Source organism: Ferruginibacter profundus (genome assembly GCF_054783275.1).
In genome coordinates this window covers 2176868-2194174 of record NZ_BAAGQW010000002.1, presented here as the reverse complement: position 1 = coordinate 2194174, position 17307 = coordinate 2176868, and the positions used below count along the sequence as shown (strand labels likewise).

The window sequence follows — 17307 nt, the reverse complement described above, 5'->3', positions numbered from 1 at the left end:
CAGCTTTACCATACCCACCATGGCGCATTGTTGTTTTCTGCATATACCAACAGGTCGAATACGGCATGTACCAGTATGGCGGGTAAAATGCTTTTGGAATAATATCTTACAACACCAATTAAAATAAATGCGCCCAGCGACCAGGTATAAAATAAAAGGATAGAATAATGATAATTTGCTGCAGGTGAAATAAACAGGCATGCTTTATAAGTTGCGTGTGCCAGTGCAGCAAATATGATGGCAAAGCCGGGGTTAATTTTGCTGAGTTGTCCCTGGATAAAACCACGGAATATTAATTCTTCTGTTATGCCGATGCATACTGCAACCCACGCAAAAATTTTTATTGTGGCGGGAAGCACCGGCATACCAAAACTGCTCCGGTAATACATAGCACCGGCAATGCCCATTTGTAACCCGATGATGGAATACAAAATTAATTGCGGGGCAAAAGAATACTTTGCCGACGAGATAACATTGTAGTGTAAATTTCTGCTTACTAAAAATGCTGCCCATAAAAGTGCTGTAAAAGCAATGGCTTTTACAGGAAATGCATAGTTAATAAAAAAGGAAAACACCGCCAGGGCAATACTGCAGAGCAACGCATTGATAAGCAGTTTTTTTGTTGCTATCCATGATAGTATATATTGTTCAGGTTGTTTCATGATGCTTTATCACCCGCTGGTTAAGTACAAATACAAGTATAATTGCCATTGGAATTAACAATAACAGCCATCCCGAACCCAGGCAGGCACCACTGTTAGGTACAACAATACAGCCGGGTAAAGTTTTTTGTAATGCCAGCAGGTATATGCTATCTGTTTTGCTGGTATTGGGTACAGAGAGATAGCGTAGTTCTTTCAGCATATAAAGTGCCTGCTTATCTGTAACGGTATCTGTAATTACAAGGCCTTTAAGATTGTGCAATTGCTGTAATGCACCAAGGTTTGTAATGGAATCACTTCCCTGTAATTCTAAAACTTCCAGTTCCTTTAATTGTGTTGCAATAGTATTGAACTGCTGTTGTGAAGTATTTGCAGGAAGGCCGAGCCAGCGTAATTTTTTTAAACCGGTTAATGCATCAACATGGTTATAGTTACCTGCGATGATGAGTACAGATAAGTTACTGAGTTGGTTTTGCGATACTGCTACACCTGCATCCTTTTCTGCATTATTAAGAGAGAGCTCCTGTAATTTACCGAGTGGCTGAAGTAAGGCATAATCATCAAGGCTTTTCATCAGGGTTATTTTTTCAAGCTGTACATTATTTTTAAAAAAATCTGGGCTGATACTTTTAAGCTCGTCACCGTAAATGATACATTGTTTTAATGCCGGCATTGCAGGAAGTGGTATGGTTACAACAGAATCTGCAATATCCATGTAAAGGCATTCAACATTTTTAAAGTGCGGCAATTGCGAAAACTGATGTTGTGTAACAGTTACATTGATAAAGCGGGGGGAGAAAAAATCGGCCTGCAGTACATATTCATTCAATATATCTACCGAATCTGTTTGTTCAAAAACTAGGGCAGTATTGGGTTTTAACCTGGCTATCTCTTTTAAAAAAGGGATATAACTACCAGGTATTTTCCCGTTAAAACGAATACTTTGTAAATGATTTATTGTTACCGCATTCATGTTACGAAACCATGGTAAAAGATCTTCCTTAGCGGATATTACAATGCTGTTTACTTTTCCGTTTACAAAAACAAGGGAGTCATCATTGTCAATTATCTGCATCGAATCTTCGCTGGTGCTCGTGAGATGAATGAAGGTATTATTGATGCCCAGCAGATCGCCTTCTTCTGTAAGCAGTGCACCCTTAACGGCGGTATCTGATGTAAAGGCAGTGAGCTTATAATTCTTCGACAGGTTGAAAGCCAGCCCTTTACCATATAATTTTACTACTGCAAAACGTTTTTCATCTTTAAACCGGTACAGTATCAAAGCAATTGCTGCAACCAATACCAGTATTACAACAGCCAGCCAGGCCCACCTGTTTATACGCTTGTTTTCTGCATAATTACGTCTGTTCATTACTGTTATTTTACAGCTTAATAAATTCCACCCTGCGGTTCAATGCTTTATTGGTGCCATTATCATTGGGCGCTACAGGTTGTGTTTCTCCTTTACCATCAGTTTCTATACGGGCTGCCTCAATACCAAAAGAAGTTACCAATGCATTTTTTACCGCAGCAGCACGGCGCTTAGACAGATCGAGATTGAACAGGTCATTACCATCAGCATCGGTATGGCCAACGATATTGATTTTTACCCCTGCATTTTCGGTAAGCACATCTGCAATAGCTTTAAGGGAACCATAAGATTCCGGTTTTACCTTATCTGAGTTTACATCAAAATAAATTCCATAGCTCACCAGTTTACCTTCGGTAATTAATTTACTTCTCATATCAGGCGATGCATCTGTAATTCTGAAATTGGAAATATAGGAACCACAGGAAGCACCTCTTGATAACCTGAAACAAAAGCGATTGAATGTGGTGCCATCATAAATATTGGTTGGCATATCCAGCACTTTTGCAGTTTTATGGTAGATCCTCAGCCTGCGGTTTTGTACCCAGAGAATAACATGATTTACTTTTTCCTGTTCCACAACATTAACTGTTGAGTTGCCTGTGATCATCGTGTTTTCGCCTGTTTTATATCCTGAAGTATTCCATCCTGATTTTTCAATGGAGATGATGATACCGCAGTTTCCCGGGTGAGGGCTGTTGTCCATTTCCACAGGTTTAATTTCATTGTATAATATTAACCCTGCTGCAATACGCCCCCCTGTTTTTTTAGGAACGATATCAAATTCAATGATGAAATTTTTTGGGAAGGCCACATTTTTCAAATAGAAATAATTGCCATCACTGCTATTAAGGTTGAACCAGTTACCCGGTGCAATATTTAATGTATTGATCTCACCCGGTGCATTGGCTGTCCACAATGCGGGGAAATCGCCGATGGCATCCTGGCTGAAATCATCGTAAAAAATGACTTTCTCGCCGGGCACAAAATCATATTTGGAATAGGATTGCAGCGGTGGTTGATTGTTTGAAACAGCATTGGTACCAGTATCGGTTTTTGAATTATTGCGGGCAGCAGGGTTGTTCCTGCTGTCAAATATGCTGTCCACCACCTGGTCGGCTTTTTTATTAATTACCTGGTTGGTTTTATTGACCACTTTTTTTTCCAGTATTTTTTTGGGATTCAGTATCTGGGCATTTATTTCTGTACTACCAGCCAACAATACAAAAACAACCACGTATTTTATTTTCATAATAAAGATGTTTTACAATAAAAACTGAAGTGTGCTATTTGATATTTATGTTGATAAAATGGAGCCGATATTTCAGCATGCCAAATTTATCAGGCGAGGCACAGGCAAACAATGACATAAAGACTTTAAGCCGGTGATGGTTGTCACTGGCAGCAACAATATTTTTAATCAGACCGATTAATGATACACATCATTTTAAGCAGGTAAGAAAATTGTAACTTTACATAGAGTGCGAAATGATTAGCAAGGTTCTGATAACAGTACATTAAATACAGGCGATGAAAAAAAATATTGTTTTAATGAGTGTGTTTGCCATATTGTTTTCCTGCAATACAAAAAAAACTGAAAACGAAGCTGCACATAACGATACTATTGCTCCTGTTGCTCATGCAGATACTGCAGCAATAATAAAAGACAGCCATTATTTCTGGGAAGCAGAACTGTCGGCTACCGGGCCGGGCCTGGATATGATAAAGACAAGGCCAATACCTGCTGATTCGCTTACTGCGCCGGCAATTATTGCGTTATTAAATAAAGAGACTCCCGAGATACAGTTGAGCTATAAAAAAATATCAGGCGATACTATTTTTATAAAGATCCCTAATAGTACTTACTTAACACAGCAAATGGGAACCAGTGGTGCAGATGCTTACCTGGCGGGCCTTGTATATAACCTTACAGAAGTAACTGGTATCAATTACGTTGATGTCAGGTTCAGGGAGGGTGACCATGCAGCTCCCGGAACTTATGCAAGAACAGATTTTGTTAAGACTAAAAACTAAGGTGTAAAAACAGGATTTGCATTACTTTAAGTATACTTCCTGGCAGGTTTCCAGGTAATACGACGGCCTACTAATAATTTAAATACAAAACCATCAGTGGCTTTAGTCAAGCCCCAACCGGGGCCAACATTTACTTCCCAACGTGGATCAAATGTAAGATCAGCAACAGCAAACAACGCATGGCTTTGCTGGCTGACAGGAGGTATTTGATTTAACTGGCCAAGACTGCCATAATACTCCACACCCAATGCCAATTTATTAAAACTGTAGGATGTTTTTATATTAGGTTCAAATGCAGGCGTATGATCATCACTGCCTTTTAATCCAATACCTAATGTGGGATTAAATGCAATATAAAATTTATCAAACTGCTTATCAACGATGGGCCTTATTTCCACACTCCAGGTATCACCTGAATATTCCCTGCTTTGAAAACCAACTTCGGTGGATAAACTTACACCAACGGGCCAGTGCCAGCTGTCGGGCACTTTTACACGGGGGCGTATATGTGAGCCTACATACCTGTACCCGTAGGGATTGGTATAATTAGTAAAAATATAAAAACCAATTTCAAAATTCTCTGTCACGCCATGAGTGATCTCCACTGTTTCGTGGAGAGCATGATAACTGGGGCGCACTTTATCCAAAACATTTTTTTCGCCATTAAAAGTAAAATTGCTGTGCAATTCAAAAATGGTACTGCCCCTGGCTTGGGTGGGAGAAGCATACACCTGTATTTCATAATTATCCTGTGCAAGCGTACGATTATATAACAGCAGTAAAATGATAACGGTATATAATTTTCTCATACCACAAAATAACAATCTAAAATGAAAATATATTACCGCTGTTAAAATAATTATATACCCGGCGGCTACTTTTTCTATTTACAAAATCAGTAGTATCTTCAAAGCCGTGAAAAAAATACTCCTCGTAAGCCTTGTGTTTTTACAAGCCACAGCATTTAGCCAAACCAACTATAAAGTGATCGCTTATTATACCGGTAATGGCGAAAATTTACGCCAGTATCCGCTGGATAAGATCACCCATGTGATCTACAGTTTTTTAAAACTGCAACATGATACTTTAACTTTTCGTGATAGTACACAGCAGCAAACGGTACGGCAAATTGTAGCGCTTAAAAAGGAACACCCGCAATTAAAAGTGATGGTATCTGTTGGTGGCTGGGGTGGTTGTGCACCTTGTTCCGGCCTTTTTGATACGGTTGCCCGCCGCACCACTTTTGTACAAACCGCTGCACAACTATTAAAGGATTATGATATTGACGGGCTTGACCTGGATTGGGAATACCCGGCCATTGAAGGTTATCCGGGGCATCAATATTTGCCGCAGGATAAAAATAATTTTACTATGCTGGTAAAAGAATTGCGTGCTGCAATGGGTACAGATCATTTATTGAGTTTTGCTGCCGGTGGCTTTGAACAATACCTTGAAGAATCTATCGAATGGAATGCCGTAACACCATTGGTAGATTTTATTAACCTGATGACCTATGACCTGGTGGGTGGATACAGTAAGGTAACCGGCCATCATACGGCATTGGCCGATTATATGCCGGGCCAGGAATCCACCACCAAATGCGTAAACTGGTTGCTGAATAAAAAATTACCTGCTGCTAAATTGATTATTGGCGCCGCTTTTTACGGAAGGGTTTGGCAGAATGTTGCTGATACCAATCATGGTTTGTACCAGGGCGGTAATTTTTTACAGGGTGTATCCTACAAAAATTTTGATACCTACTTCAGTGATACTTCCGGCTTTACACGTTACTGGGATAAAAAAGCCAAAGCACCCTATCAATATAATCAAAGCAAAAATTTATTTGCCACATTTGATGATCCGCAATCCATCAATGAAAAAACAAAATTTGTAAGACGTAAGAAATTAGGGGGCATAATGTTTTGGGAATTATCGGATGATAAATATTCAGAAGGATTGGTGGATGTCATTAAAATCGGATTAAATAATTGAAACAAATAAACAGCGAACACCTCGTTTTTTTTTGTTAACAATTTGGTTTTTAAGGTACTGCCTGCATTAAAAAACAATTAAAAAGCCGGTTAACAATCCATTTACATTTGAGCGGTACAATTGTGAGCATTTTAAATATATATTTGGCAGCTCAATAAATACTCAAACTATCCTGCACATGCACCTGAAAAAGCAAAATATTTTTTTTTGTGTGTCTAAAATTTCAGCGTTGCTATTAATTATTCCGCTTTTTTTTATCCAGGGATTTTTTAATTATGATAATGTATTGGATTGTGGTTATACAAAACTTACAACTTCAAAGGAAGTTAACCAGCATGCAGTAAAGTTCAACAATAACAAACCTAATAATAAACAGACCAGTATAAGGTTAAATAAGCGATTTCAACCGGAAAGCGCTCCTCACATAGAAATAGTTTATTTTGAAGTACCCGGCTATTTTTTTGTAACTAATTCTTTCTCTGCTTACGCAGATCCGTTTTTAGCCCTGCCTCATCTTTGCAGAGGTATATTAAGGGGCCCGCCTGCAGTTGCTTAGCATTTTTGTTAACAACATTTCTCATTCTAATTATTATTTATGGTTTCTTTCATTCAAGGAAAGAGATGTTATGTATACTGTATAGTATTACTATTACAATCTTCTTTTGTATTGGCGCAAACAAAAAAATATTCTTTACCTGAATTAATTGATAGCGCTGAAAATTATTTGCCTGTATTACTGCAAAAAAAAGCATTGGTACAGGCTGCAGAGGCAACTATAACCGATACCCGGCATTCTTTTCTTCCGCAACTTAAATTTGCCGAGCAGTTAAATATAGGGTCGGCCAATTCTGTAGCGGGCAGTTTTTTTACTTTTGGAATGACACCCTCAACATCAGGAAGTATACGAGGTGAAAATATTTTAAAACCTGTTACAGGAAATGTAGCCGTATTATACAGTGAATATGAGTTGGCTAATTTCGGGTTAAACGAAGCCCGGCTAAATAATGCAAATGCATATGTTAAGCTGGCAGCTTCAGATTTAAAAAAGGAACAATACTTTATAACCCTCAATGTGGTAAAGCTTTATTTAAGTGTTCTCAAAAATCAGTATCGCCTTAAGGCAGATCAGCAAAATGTAGAACGGTATCAAAATATTTATTCAGTTATACAGGCACTTACGTTAAGTGGCATTAAAGCAGGTTCGGATTCTTCTTTGGCAAAAGCTGAATTATCAAAAACAAAAATCAGTTATAATCAAACCCTGGGTAATATAAATCAGTTGAAAGAGCAACTGGCTTACCTCACAGGTATACCACCCGCTGTTTTAACAATTGACACTTTAGCCATCAATAGTTTTAGTAATAAATTGATTGCTGAAAGCTTTATTCCCGATACAAATAATAACCCGCTGATTGATTACTATAGTAAAAAGAAAGACATATTTATTGCCAATCAGCAACTGATCAAAAAAAGTTACCTGCCTAAAATTTTGTTAGCAGGCAGTGTATGGTCGAGAGGCTCAGGTATAGAATATAGTGATCAATATAAATCGTTAGCAGATGGTTTGGTATATCAGCGTTTTAATTATGCTATAGGACTTGCATTTACATATAATCTGTTTAATGGGCTTTATAAAAAAGATAAACTTGCTATTAACCGGTTTCAATTGCAGGCAAGCGAAAATGAATTGCAGCAGCAAAAACTTGCCTTATATTCAGCAACCCGACAGGCTGATAATGCCATACGAACAATAATGGCCAACCTGTATGAATTACCAGTTCAATTGCATTCTGCAGAAGATACTTACCAGCAAAAACTGGCGCAGTATAAAGCCGGGATTATTTCATTGATCGATCTTACTAATGCATCATTTGTATTGTATCGATCCCAGGCAGATTACATAGACGCACTTAACGACTGGTACCTGGCACAGCTGGACAAAGCGGCTTCCACCGGTAACCTTAGTCAATTTATACAATCACTAAAATAATTATCTATGGTACGTGCAGCATTAAAAAGGCCCATTACCATATTGGTGCTTTTTACAGGATTGTTATTGTTTTCTTTTATGGCAGTAAGGACAATTCCTATTGATATTTTTCCAAAACTAAATTTACCTACTATCTATGTCATCGAATCATATGGTGGTATGAGCCCCCAGCAGATGGAAGGTTTTTTTGCCACCCGTTTACAAGATCAGTTCCTGTATGTGAATGGTATTAAAAACATGGAGAGTAAAAATATCCAGGGGCTTACGCTTATCAAACTCTCCTTTTATGAAGGGACAGATATGGCTGAAGCATCTGCGCAGGTAGCTTTGCAGGTAAACAGGGCCTCTAAATTTTTTCCACCCGGCGCACTACCGCCACAGGTTATACGCTTTGATGCATCATCGCTTCCTGTGGGGCAATTGGTGTTCAGCAGCAAAACAAAATCATTAAAAGAAATTTATGATTTGGCGGTAACCAGGGTCAGGCCAATGTTTTCTACTGTATCAGGTTTATCTGCCCCGCCACCCTTTGGGGCCAATTCAAGGTCCGTTGTGGTAAGCGTGGACCCCGAGAAATTAAGGCGATACAATTTATCGCCTGACCAGGTAGTGGAGGCCATCACAAAAAACAACAGCATCAGCCCGTCGGGTAACCTTAGGGTAGATAGTATGATGTATGTAACCACGGTAAATTCCCTGGAAGAAAAAGTACAGCAATTTGAGGACATTCCAATAACTACAGATGGATCCGCAGCAGTATTTATTCATGATATTGGCACTGTGGCGGATGCAGCAGATGTAACAGTTGATTACGCTTTGATTAACGGCAAACGTTCTGTGTATATACCAGTGGTAAAAACGGCCGATGCTTCTACATGGGCAGTGGTACAATCATTAAAAGGGAAATTACCCGAAATGCAGAGCCTGCTTCCGGAAGATGTTAATATCAGTTACGAATTTGACCAGTCGGTATTTGTAATTAATGCCGTAAAGAGCCTGATGACGGAAGGCATTTTGGGAGCAATACTTACAGGTTTGATGGTGTTGTTATTTTTAAAAGACTGGCGAAGCAGTTTAGTAGTGGTGATCACTATCCCGGTAGCTATCCTGAGCAGTGTATTATTCCTGAGTTTAGCACGTCAGTCAATTAACATCATGACATTAAGTGGCCTGGCATTAGCGATTGGTGTGCTGGTAGACCAGGCTACAGTAACCATTGAAAACATACATCAGCATTTGGAAATGGGTAAGGGCAAGCGACAGGCTATTTTAGATGCCTGCGAAGAAATATCTTTTCCATTGTTGTTGATCCTCTTTTGTATACTGGCGGTGTTTGCTCCTTCATTTGTAATGACGGGTGTGCCCAAAGCCATGTTCCTTCCATTATCCCTGTCCATTGGATTTGCGATGATCGTTTCATTTATTGCAGCACAAACCTTAGTACCGGTTATTGCCAACTGGCTATTAAAAGAAAGCATGTTTCAATACCATCACGAAAAATTACATGCGCATGCGGGGCTGGCGCTGGATGATAATGAAATCAAAGAGATCAATCAACATAATGCAGAAGATAAAAAACATCCGGAAGAAAATGATTTTTTCCAACGTATTAAAATGCGTTTAGCCGGCAGGCTGGAAAAGTGGATGCCTAAACGGCAACTTATCACAATTACCTACGTGGTATTATCATTAGCCGCAGCAGGAATCTGTTTTGTAATTATAGGAAAAGATTTATTACCTAAAACAAATAACGGACAGTTGCAGGTAAGAATAAAAGAACCTGATGGCACCAGGCTGGAGCAAACAGAAGCAGCAACAAAAGCTGTACTGGATGTGATTAATAAAACGGTGGATGGAAATGTTGCGATCAGTTCGGCTTATGTAGGGTTAATCCCAAGCAGTTATGGCTCCAGTAATTTATACATTTTTAACAGTGGCACACACGAAGCTATTTTGCAGGTGAATCTTGATGAACATTATAAAGCCAACCTTGATGAATTAAAAGATCAGTTAAGAAAAAATATTAAAGCAGCATATCCGCAATTAACTGTTTCTTTTGAACCCATTGAGCTCACTGAAAAAATAATGGCACAGGGTGCATCCACCCCGGTTGAAGTAAGGATAGCAGGAAAGAACTTTGATGAGTTAAAAGGGTATGCAACAAAGTTGGTGGACAGCCTGAAACAGATCAGTTACCTGCGTGATGTGCAGATAGCACAACCTTTAAAATTTCCCACTATTAAAATTAATATCGACCGGTTTCGTTTGGCACAAATGGGGCTTAATTTAAACGAAGTAGCCAGGAGCATTACCGATGCTACCTCCTCCAGCCGTTTTACAGAAAAAGTACAATGGCTGGATCAGAAAGTGGCTTACACTTACCAGGTACAGGTGCAGGTGCCGGAATACCTGATGAATTCTATAGAACAACTGCAATCCATTTCATTAGTTAAAGGAAAAGAAAGGCCCGTTTTATCGGACATCGCACAACTGACCATTGATACATTGCCCGGAGAATATGACCGTTCCGGTCCAAGAAGATTTTTAACGGTTAGTGCCAATATTTATAAAAAAGACCTGGGCACGGCAACCACGGCAGTAGAAAAAGCAATCCATTCTTTAGGCAGCCCGCCCAGGGGTTTGGTGGCAGAAGTAAAAGGCATGTCGTCATTACTGACAGAAACTTTAGATTCACTGCAAACAGGTTTGCTGGTAGCCATTATAGTTATACTTCTATTGCTGGCAGCAAACTATCAGTCCTTTGGGGTATCTGTTGCAGTACTTTCAACAGTACCTGCGGTATTGCTGGGAGCCATGTTATTGCTACTTGCAACAGGTGCCACACTTAACCTCCAATCCTACATGGGCATTATTATGAGCACGGGTGTATCTGTAGCGAACGCCATCCTGATTGTGACCAATGCTGAAGCATTACGGTTACAATACAAAGATGCTTTTAAAGCTGCCACTGTTGCAGCGAGTATTCGCTTGCGCCCTATCCTTATGACCAGTCTTGCCATGATTGCCGGAATGATACCTATGGCCAGCGGCCTTGGTGAATCCGGCGACCAGTCAGCACCGTTAGGTCGTGCGGTAATCGGCGGATTAATTGCCTCCACGTTTGCAGCTTTATTTATAGTCCCCCTGGTATATGGCTGGGTAAGGCAAAAAGCCTCATTTACTCCGGTGTCATTATTACCCGAAAATAAAAACCATTAAAATTTTTGTTATGAAATATTATATTTTTCTACTTGCATCAATAGTAACTTTTGCATCTTGTTCTTCTACTGAGCATAAAGAAACAAAAACAGATGCCCAGAAAGACGCTATACCAAAATATGATCTGGCAACGGTTGAAAAAGGCGGTGTAGCCAACAGTATTAAATTGCCTGCCCAGTTAGCGGCTTTCCAGGAAGTGAGCATTTTTCCAAAAGTGAACGGCTATGTAAAAACTGTGCAAGTAGATATTGGTTCAAAGGTTTCGCAAGGCAGTTTATTAATGACACTGGAAGCACCTGAACTTGCTGAAGCTGCTTTACAGGCCAAGGAAAGATACGCCCGTTCCAGGGTAGATTTCACTATTGATAAAGAGCGGTACAATCGTTTATTGGAAGCTTCTAAAACTGCGGGTGCTATTTCTCCGTTAGACCTATCTACAGTAAAAGCAAAAATGGAAGCAGACAGTGCATTGTGCAACGCAGAAAAGGCCAACTGGCAAATGCAGCAAACCATACTGGGTTATTTAAACGTTAGAGCACCATTTCCTGGTATCATCACAGAAAGGAATGTACATCCCGGAGCCCTGGTAAGTGCGAGCGCAAAGGAAAAACCCATGCTGGAATTAAAACAAACCGATCGCCTGCGTTTACAGGTGGATATACCCGAAGCACTGGCTGCTCACCTTAAAAATAAAGACACCGTATCTTTTTATGTAAGTGCATTGCAGGGTAAAAAACTTACAGGTTTTATTAACAGGTCGTCCATGAATGTAAATGTACAATACCGCAGTGAGAGAATGGAAGTGGATGTACCGAATAAAGATGCAGTATTAGCTCCCGGCATGTTTGCTGATGTGGTGATCTACTCCAAAGGTAACATAGATGCCTTGTTTGTACCCAAAACTGCAGTGGTGATTTCCACGGAAAGAAAATATGTTCTGGTAGTTAACAATGGAAAGGTGAGTAAAGTTGATGTTAGTACCGGTAATTCAACCGCTGGTAAAACGGAGGTCTTTGGCGCATTGAAGGAAGGTGATCAGGTAATTGCTGTGGCCAATGATGAAATAAAAGAACAATAATCGCCGGGATGTAAAAATTTACAGAAAACGTAATTGAAAGGAGCATGAAAAAAATTACAATATTCCTGGTTTTGACCTGTATTGTTTCCTGTAAAAAAGCAGACAGGACAGCACCTTATTCTTTTGTTCACGTAAAATTTACAGAAGACGAGGACTATACATTTATGGAAACAACAGATGGTGCCTGGAACAAGAATAGTAAAATTGCTCAATTAACAGCTACGGGTTACAAGAATGAAAGATTTAAATTGTTCTTAGCAAATCTTACAGATACCGGTTATTACCCGGGGCTTTCAGCTGCAAATATTTTTTATACAGATGGAGCTGATTTTATTTCTTTCAGGCTAAATAGCGGTTTTATCCATGTAGGCTATATTGATTCAATATCTGTAAAAGGTAATTTTCAGGTATCGCTTGCCAGCAATTTTAATAGCTATGTAAACAGAACTATTACAGGAGACTTTGGAATTAATTTTCCGTGAAAGCAATTTTGTATAGAAAATAAAGCAGAAAAAGCGGTTGAAATTAGCCTGTTTTTTTTGGGGGAACTGTAACAATTGTAACAAAGCAACCCTTGTATCAGGTTTATGCCCCGGAATCATATTTTGTAATGACAACACTCATCAAATACTGCTACCATTGTCATTATAAACTCTTTTCATGATGTTGAATTTTACAGTGTAATTAATTACACTAAAATGAAACAAATGAAAAATCTTATCATTCTCGGTGCCGGTACAGCGGGTACAATGATGGCCAACCATTTACACCATCACCTGAAACAACCCGAATGGCAAATTACTATTATTGATGAACGTGAAGAACATCATTATCAACCCGGGTATCTTTTTTTACCTTTTGATATTTATACCCCGGAAGATATTGTAAAAACTATTGAGGAGTTTATACCAAAGGAGGTACAACTGATTAAGCAAAAGATCAACCGGATTTTGCCTGAAGAAAACCTGGTACAGTTAAGCAATGGCGAAGGATTGGACTACGACATATTGATCATTGCCACCGGTGCTAAAATTGCACCTGAAGAAACACAGGGCATGAAGGGTACTGAATGGCAAAAATCTGTATTTGATTTTTACAGTTTTGAAGGAGCACTTGCTTTAAGAAATAAATTAAGAGAATGGCAGGGTGGAAAGTTAGTAGTGCATATTACTGAAATGCCTATTAAATGCCCGGTGGCGCCATTGGAGTTTGCATTTTTGGCTGATTCGTTTTTTAAACATAAACACCTGCGTGACAAAGTAGCGATAACCTATGTAACACCCCTGAGCGGCGCCTTTACAAAACCCAAAGCCACCGAAGCGCTGGAACATTTGCTGGATGAAAAAGGCATTCATATTGAAAGCGACTTTGCTATTGAACGTGTGGATAATGAAAACAAGACCATTGTGGATTATGGCGGAAGAGAAATTCCGTTTGATATATTAGTAACTGTACCCACCAATAAAGGCGATGATGTGATAGCACGATCCGGCATGGGGGATGATTTAAATTATGTGCCCACTCACAAAGCCACATTACAATCCAAAGATTACAGCAACATTTTTGTTTTAGGAGACGCCAGTAATATACCGGCATCCAAAGCCGGATCTGTGGCGCATTTTGAAGCAGAAATATTAACCGACAATATTTTGCGCTATGTAAAAGGCGAATCGCTGAAAGAAGAATTTGACGGCCATGCGAATTGCTTTATTGAAACAGGCGGAGGCAAAGCTTTACTGATAGATTTTAATTATACGCATGAACCGGTTGAAGGCAGTTTTCCTTTTGCAGGTATCGGGCCATTAAGATTATTAAAAGAAAGCAGGATGAACCACATGGGTAAACTTGCCTTTCGCTGGATATACTGGAATGTATTATTAAAAGGAACGCATATTCCCTTTGTTTCGGCAAAAATGTCGGAGAGCGGCAAACATTACGAAGCAATTACTCAACATTAAAATAAAGATCATGGAAAAATTAATAGCCGGTAAAAATATTACCGTAAACGAAGAAGGTTACTTAACAGATTTTAACCAATGGGACGAAAAAGTTGGCGAAGCCTTAGCTGAAGAATCGCATATCCAATTATCTCCAAGGCACTGGCAGGTATTAAAATATTTGCAGGATGAACAGAAGAACCAGGTGGCACTTAGTATAAGGCGTGTAGGCAAAAGTGGAGTGGTGGATATTAAGGAGTTCTACCAGCTTTTTCCCACAGCACCATTAAAAACCGCTACAAAAATTGCTGGCATACCCAAACCTGCAAGTTGTATTTAATGCTTAAAAATTAAAATTATGAATGAGAATAAAGGTGCTATCAAAAAGATGATGATCATCTTATCTAAAGGAACATTGGAAAATGTGTATGCAGCATTTGTTTTAGCCAATGGCGCAAGAATGGAGGGCATTGAAGCCGAAATGTTCTTTACTTTTTTTGGATTGGAAGCTGTGCATAAAAAGAAACTGGAACATTTGCATATTGCCACCGTAGGTAATCCTGCCATGCATATGCCTACAATGTTGGGTGGATTGCCTGGCATGGAAGCACTGGCCACATCGATGATGAAAAAAGAAATGGAAAAAGTGGATATGCCCGATGTACCTGAATTCCTGGATATTTTATCAGCATCTGGTGTAAGATTGTGGGCCTGCAAATTAGCTATGGATATGTTTCATTATAAAAAAGAAGACCTGTATGAAGGTGTGGAAGATGTAATTACTGTAGGTGATTTTTATAAGCAGAGCGAAGGTGAAGGTGTGCACATGCTGTTCATATAAACGGCATATTGTAAACACCGTTATTATTTGTAACCTTTGTTACGTTGTAAGGCTGCCATTAGCTGTAATTTTGCAGCATCTAAACATTAATAATGAAGCAGGCAATTTTACATCACTGGAATTTTATACGATTTATAAGATTGGGCATGGGTATTGCCATAATATTCCAGGCTGTTGCGGTCAAGGATGTGTTGTTCAGCATTGCCGGATTATTATTAACAGCGATGGCTGTTTTTAATATTGGCTGCTGTGGTGCAGGCGGTTGCCACACTGCTGTACAAAATAGTAAGGAACCCGTAAAAGAAGTTGGTTACGAAGAAGTGATCTGCGATAAGTAATCTGTCATCAAAAAAGAACGCTATGACATTTAATGAAATGATACAATCTGACAAACCGGTACTGGTTGATTTTTTTGCAGAATGGTGCGGCCCCTGCAAAACTATGGCGCCTATTTTAAAGGAAGTAAAAAATGAAATTGGTGATACGGTAACTATTATAAAAGTTGATGTAGATAAAAGTCCGCAGGCAGCAAATGCCTACCAGGTGCAAGGTGTACCCACATTGATCTTATTTAAGAATGGCAAAGCACTGTGGCGCCAAAGCGGCGTGGTACCTAAATCCGGCTTGGTGAGTATCATTAAAAAATTTGCTGTATAAAATTTATTAGCGCCGGTTTTATATTGGTGTAATGGAGAAGTACTGTTTGATGGCAACATCTTAAGCAGTACTTTTTTTGTGCAACGATGTATCGCTTTAGAGATAAAAAACACTACTGTTACTGTAAGTGACAAATGTTACCGTACACGCATTAAGCGGCCATTAGTTTTGCGTCAAATTAAAATTTGATGAACCGCAGAAAGAAGATCATTTCAATTATTACCGCAGTTGCTTTTATTAACGGGTTTGTTTTAAATGCCACAGCGCAGGACAGCACAAAATTATTAAGCCTTGATGAAGCCATTGCTGCCGCAGTAAACAATAACAAAACTGTTGCGCTGGCTAAACTGGATGAAAGCATTGCCGCCGCTAATTACAAACAAACGGATGCTTTTTATTTACCCCAGGCAGGATTTTCTTACACTGCCATGAGCACCAATAACCCATTGAATGCATTTGGATTTAAGCTGCAGCAAAAATCAATTACACAAAACGATTTTAATCCGGACCTTCTGAATCATCCGCCGGGCACTGCAGATTTTACCACGCAATTGCAGGTGCAACAACCATTGGTAAATATGGACCTGTTGTACAAAAGAAAAGCCGCAGCAAAACAAACTGAGCTATACCAGTACAAAACACAGCGCACCAAAGAGTATATAACTTTTGAAGTACAAAAAGCTTTCCTGCAATTACAACTGGCATACGATGCAGTGAAAGTTCTGGAAGATGCATTAGAAACCACCCGTGCTGTATACAGTTTTACTGATAACCGGTTTAAACAAGGCTTATTACAAAAATCTGACCTGCTGAATACACAGGTACAAATTACAATTGCAGAAAGCAATTTATCCAAAGCAAAAAATAATATCCGTAATGCTTCGGATTATATCAGTTTGTTAATGGGGCAAAACGAAGGCATAGTGTATAAACCGGCAAATACTTATTCTATTTCAATTAAAGATGCTGCGGAAAAAATTAACGCCGCAAGAGCAGATTTTATGGCAATGCAAAAAGCGATAGAAGCAACCAACCTGCTAATAAAATCTAACCAGGTGAGCTATTGGCCTAAGTTAAATGCATTTGGTAGCTACCAGTTAAACGATAATCGTATGCTGGGCTTTGGTGCCAATGCTTATATGGCGGGTGTTCAGTTATCATGGAATATTTTTAAAGGCAACAGCACTAAAAATGCAATTGCCACGCAAACAATAGAACGAAATAAATTATCAGCAGAACTAACGCAGCAGCAAGAGCAAAGCCAGCTGGAATTAAACAAAGCCTGGCGTGACCTTGCGGATGCACAATTTGCAATGAAACAACAGCAACAGGCAATAGAACAAGCCGGCGAAGCATTAATCATTTTACAAAACCGCTACCAGCAGGGCCTGGTAAATACAACAGATGTATTAACGGCCGGTACGCAACTGGTGCAACAGAAGTTTGCCTTTTCGCAGGCAGTGTTTACTACCAATATCACAAAAGCTTACATACAATTCTTAACTGCTACCAACAAATAAACTATCTA

Annotated in this window: 16 protein-coding genes; 12 read left to right on the top strand and 4 right to left on the bottom strand. The window is 39.3% G+C overall.

The features are described 5' to 3' along the window. Positions 1 to 5 precede the first annotated feature (5 nt). The 3 genes from ACYVM0_RS19515 to ACYVM0_RS19505 are packed head-to-tail and all read right to left on the bottom strand — an operon-like array spanning position 6 to position 3283. Positions 6 to 662 carry a CPBP family intramembrane glutamic endopeptidase gene (locus tag ACYVM0_RS19515; protein ID WP_460559777.1) on the bottom strand — a complete coding sequence of 219 codons (657 nt, stop codon included), beginning with the start codon at positions 660 to 662 and terminating at the stop codon, positions 6 to 8. After that, positions 649 to 2034 carry a leucine-rich repeat domain-containing protein gene (locus ACYVM0_RS19510; RefSeq protein ID WP_460559775.1) on the bottom strand — a complete coding sequence of 462 codons (1386 nt, stop codon included), beginning with the start codon at positions 2032 to 2034 and terminating at the stop codon, positions 649 to 651. The genes ACYVM0_RS19515 and ACYVM0_RS19510 overlap by 14 nt, the downstream gene beginning before the upstream one ends. Before the next feature lie 10 nt (positions 2035 to 2044). Further along, the gene (locus ACYVM0_RS19505; RefSeq protein ID WP_460559773.1) at positions 2045 to 3283 is read right to left on the bottom strand and encodes an OmpA family protein; all 1239 of its coding nucleotides are present in this window, start codon (positions 3281 to 3283) and stop codon (positions 2045 to 2047) included. A 278-nt stretch (positions 3284 to 3561) separates the two neighbouring features. Between ACYVM0_RS19505 and ACYVM0_RS19500 the strand changes: the two genes are divergently transcribed. Continuing rightward, positions 3562 to 4065 (top strand): hypothetical protein, encoded by a 504-nt coding sequence (locus ACYVM0_RS19500; RefSeq protein WP_460559771.1) that lies wholly within the window; start codon positions 3562 to 3564, stop codon positions 4063 to 4065. Between the two features lie 26 nt (positions 4066 to 4091). Here ACYVM0_RS19500 and ACYVM0_RS19495 read toward each other — a convergent pair whose 3' ends face one another. Further along, positions 4092 to 4874: a hypothetical protein gene (locus ACYVM0_RS19495; RefSeq protein ID WP_460559769.1), complete on the bottom strand. Its 783-nt coding sequence runs from the start codon at positions 4872 to 4874 to the stop codon at positions 4092 to 4094. A 106-nt stretch (positions 4875 to 4980) separates the two neighbouring features. On the opposite strand from ACYVM0_RS19495, the gene ACYVM0_RS19490 reads away from it, so the two are divergent. From ACYVM0_RS19490 to ACYVM0_RS19440, 11 genes are all read left to right on the top strand, one after another. After that, complete coding sequence (locus ACYVM0_RS19490) at positions 4981 to 6057, top strand: glycoside hydrolase family 18 protein (protein ID WP_460559767.1); 1077 nt, start codon at positions 4981 to 4983, stop codon at positions 6055 to 6057. Positions 6058 to 6652: 595 nt separating this feature from the next. After that, entirely contained in the window at positions 6653 to 8047 is a 1395-nt protein-coding gene (locus ACYVM0_RS19485) for a TolC family protein (RefSeq protein ID WP_460559765.1), read from the top strand. 6 nt (positions 8048 to 8053) lie between these two features. Further along, on the top strand, positions 8054 to 11266 hold the full coding sequence (locus tag ACYVM0_RS19480) for an efflux RND transporter permease subunit (RefSeq protein WP_460559763.1): 3213 nt from the start codon (positions 8054 to 8056) through the stop codon (positions 11264 to 11266). A gap of 10 nt (positions 11267 to 11276) precedes the next feature. Further along, complete coding sequence (locus ACYVM0_RS19475; protein ID WP_460559761.1) at positions 11277 to 12344, top strand: efflux RND transporter periplasmic adaptor subunit; 1068 nt, start codon at positions 11277 to 11279, stop codon at positions 12342 to 12344. Between the two features lie 44 nt (positions 12345 to 12388). Next, complete coding sequence (locus tag ACYVM0_RS19470; RefSeq protein WP_460559759.1) at positions 12389 to 12826, top strand: hypothetical protein; 438 nt, start codon at positions 12389 to 12391, stop codon at positions 12824 to 12826. Positions 12827 to 13051: 225 nt separating this feature from the next. Next, complete coding sequence (gene sqr, locus ACYVM0_RS19465) at positions 13052 to 14302, top strand: type III sulfide quinone reductase, selenoprotein subtype (RefSeq protein ID WP_460559757.1); 1251 nt, start codon at positions 13052 to 13054, stop codon at positions 14300 to 14302. 10 nt (positions 14303 to 14312) lie between these two features. Beyond that, on the top strand, positions 14313 to 14621 hold the full coding sequence (locus tag ACYVM0_RS19460; protein WP_460559755.1) for a TusE/DsrC/DsvC family sulfur relay protein: 309 nt from the start codon (positions 14313 to 14315) through the stop codon (positions 14619 to 14621). Positions 14622 to 14639: 18 nt separating this feature from the next. Further along, a complete protein-coding gene (locus ACYVM0_RS19455) occupies positions 14640 to 15122 on the top strand; it encodes a DsrE/DsrF/DrsH-like family protein (protein ID WP_460559753.1) in 483 nt (160 codons plus the stop codon). Between the two features lie 92 nt (positions 15123 to 15214). Beyond that, positions 15215 to 15460, top strand: a complete 246-nt coding sequence (locus ACYVM0_RS19450) for a hypothetical protein (protein WP_460559751.1) — start codon at positions 15215 to 15217, stop codon at positions 15458 to 15460. Between the two features lie 22 nt (positions 15461 to 15482). Further along, positions 15483 to 15779, top strand: a complete 297-nt coding sequence (gene trxA / locus ACYVM0_RS19445; protein ID WP_460559749.1) for a thioredoxin family protein — start codon at positions 15483 to 15485, stop codon at positions 15777 to 15779. A 188-nt stretch (positions 15780 to 15967) separates the two neighbouring features. Further along, positions 15968 to 17299 carry a TolC family protein gene (locus tag ACYVM0_RS19440; protein ID WP_460559747.1) on the top strand — a complete coding sequence of 444 codons (1332 nt, stop codon included), beginning with the start codon at positions 15968 to 15970 and terminating at the stop codon, positions 17297 to 17299. Positions 17300 to 17307: the final 8 nt, after the last annotated feature.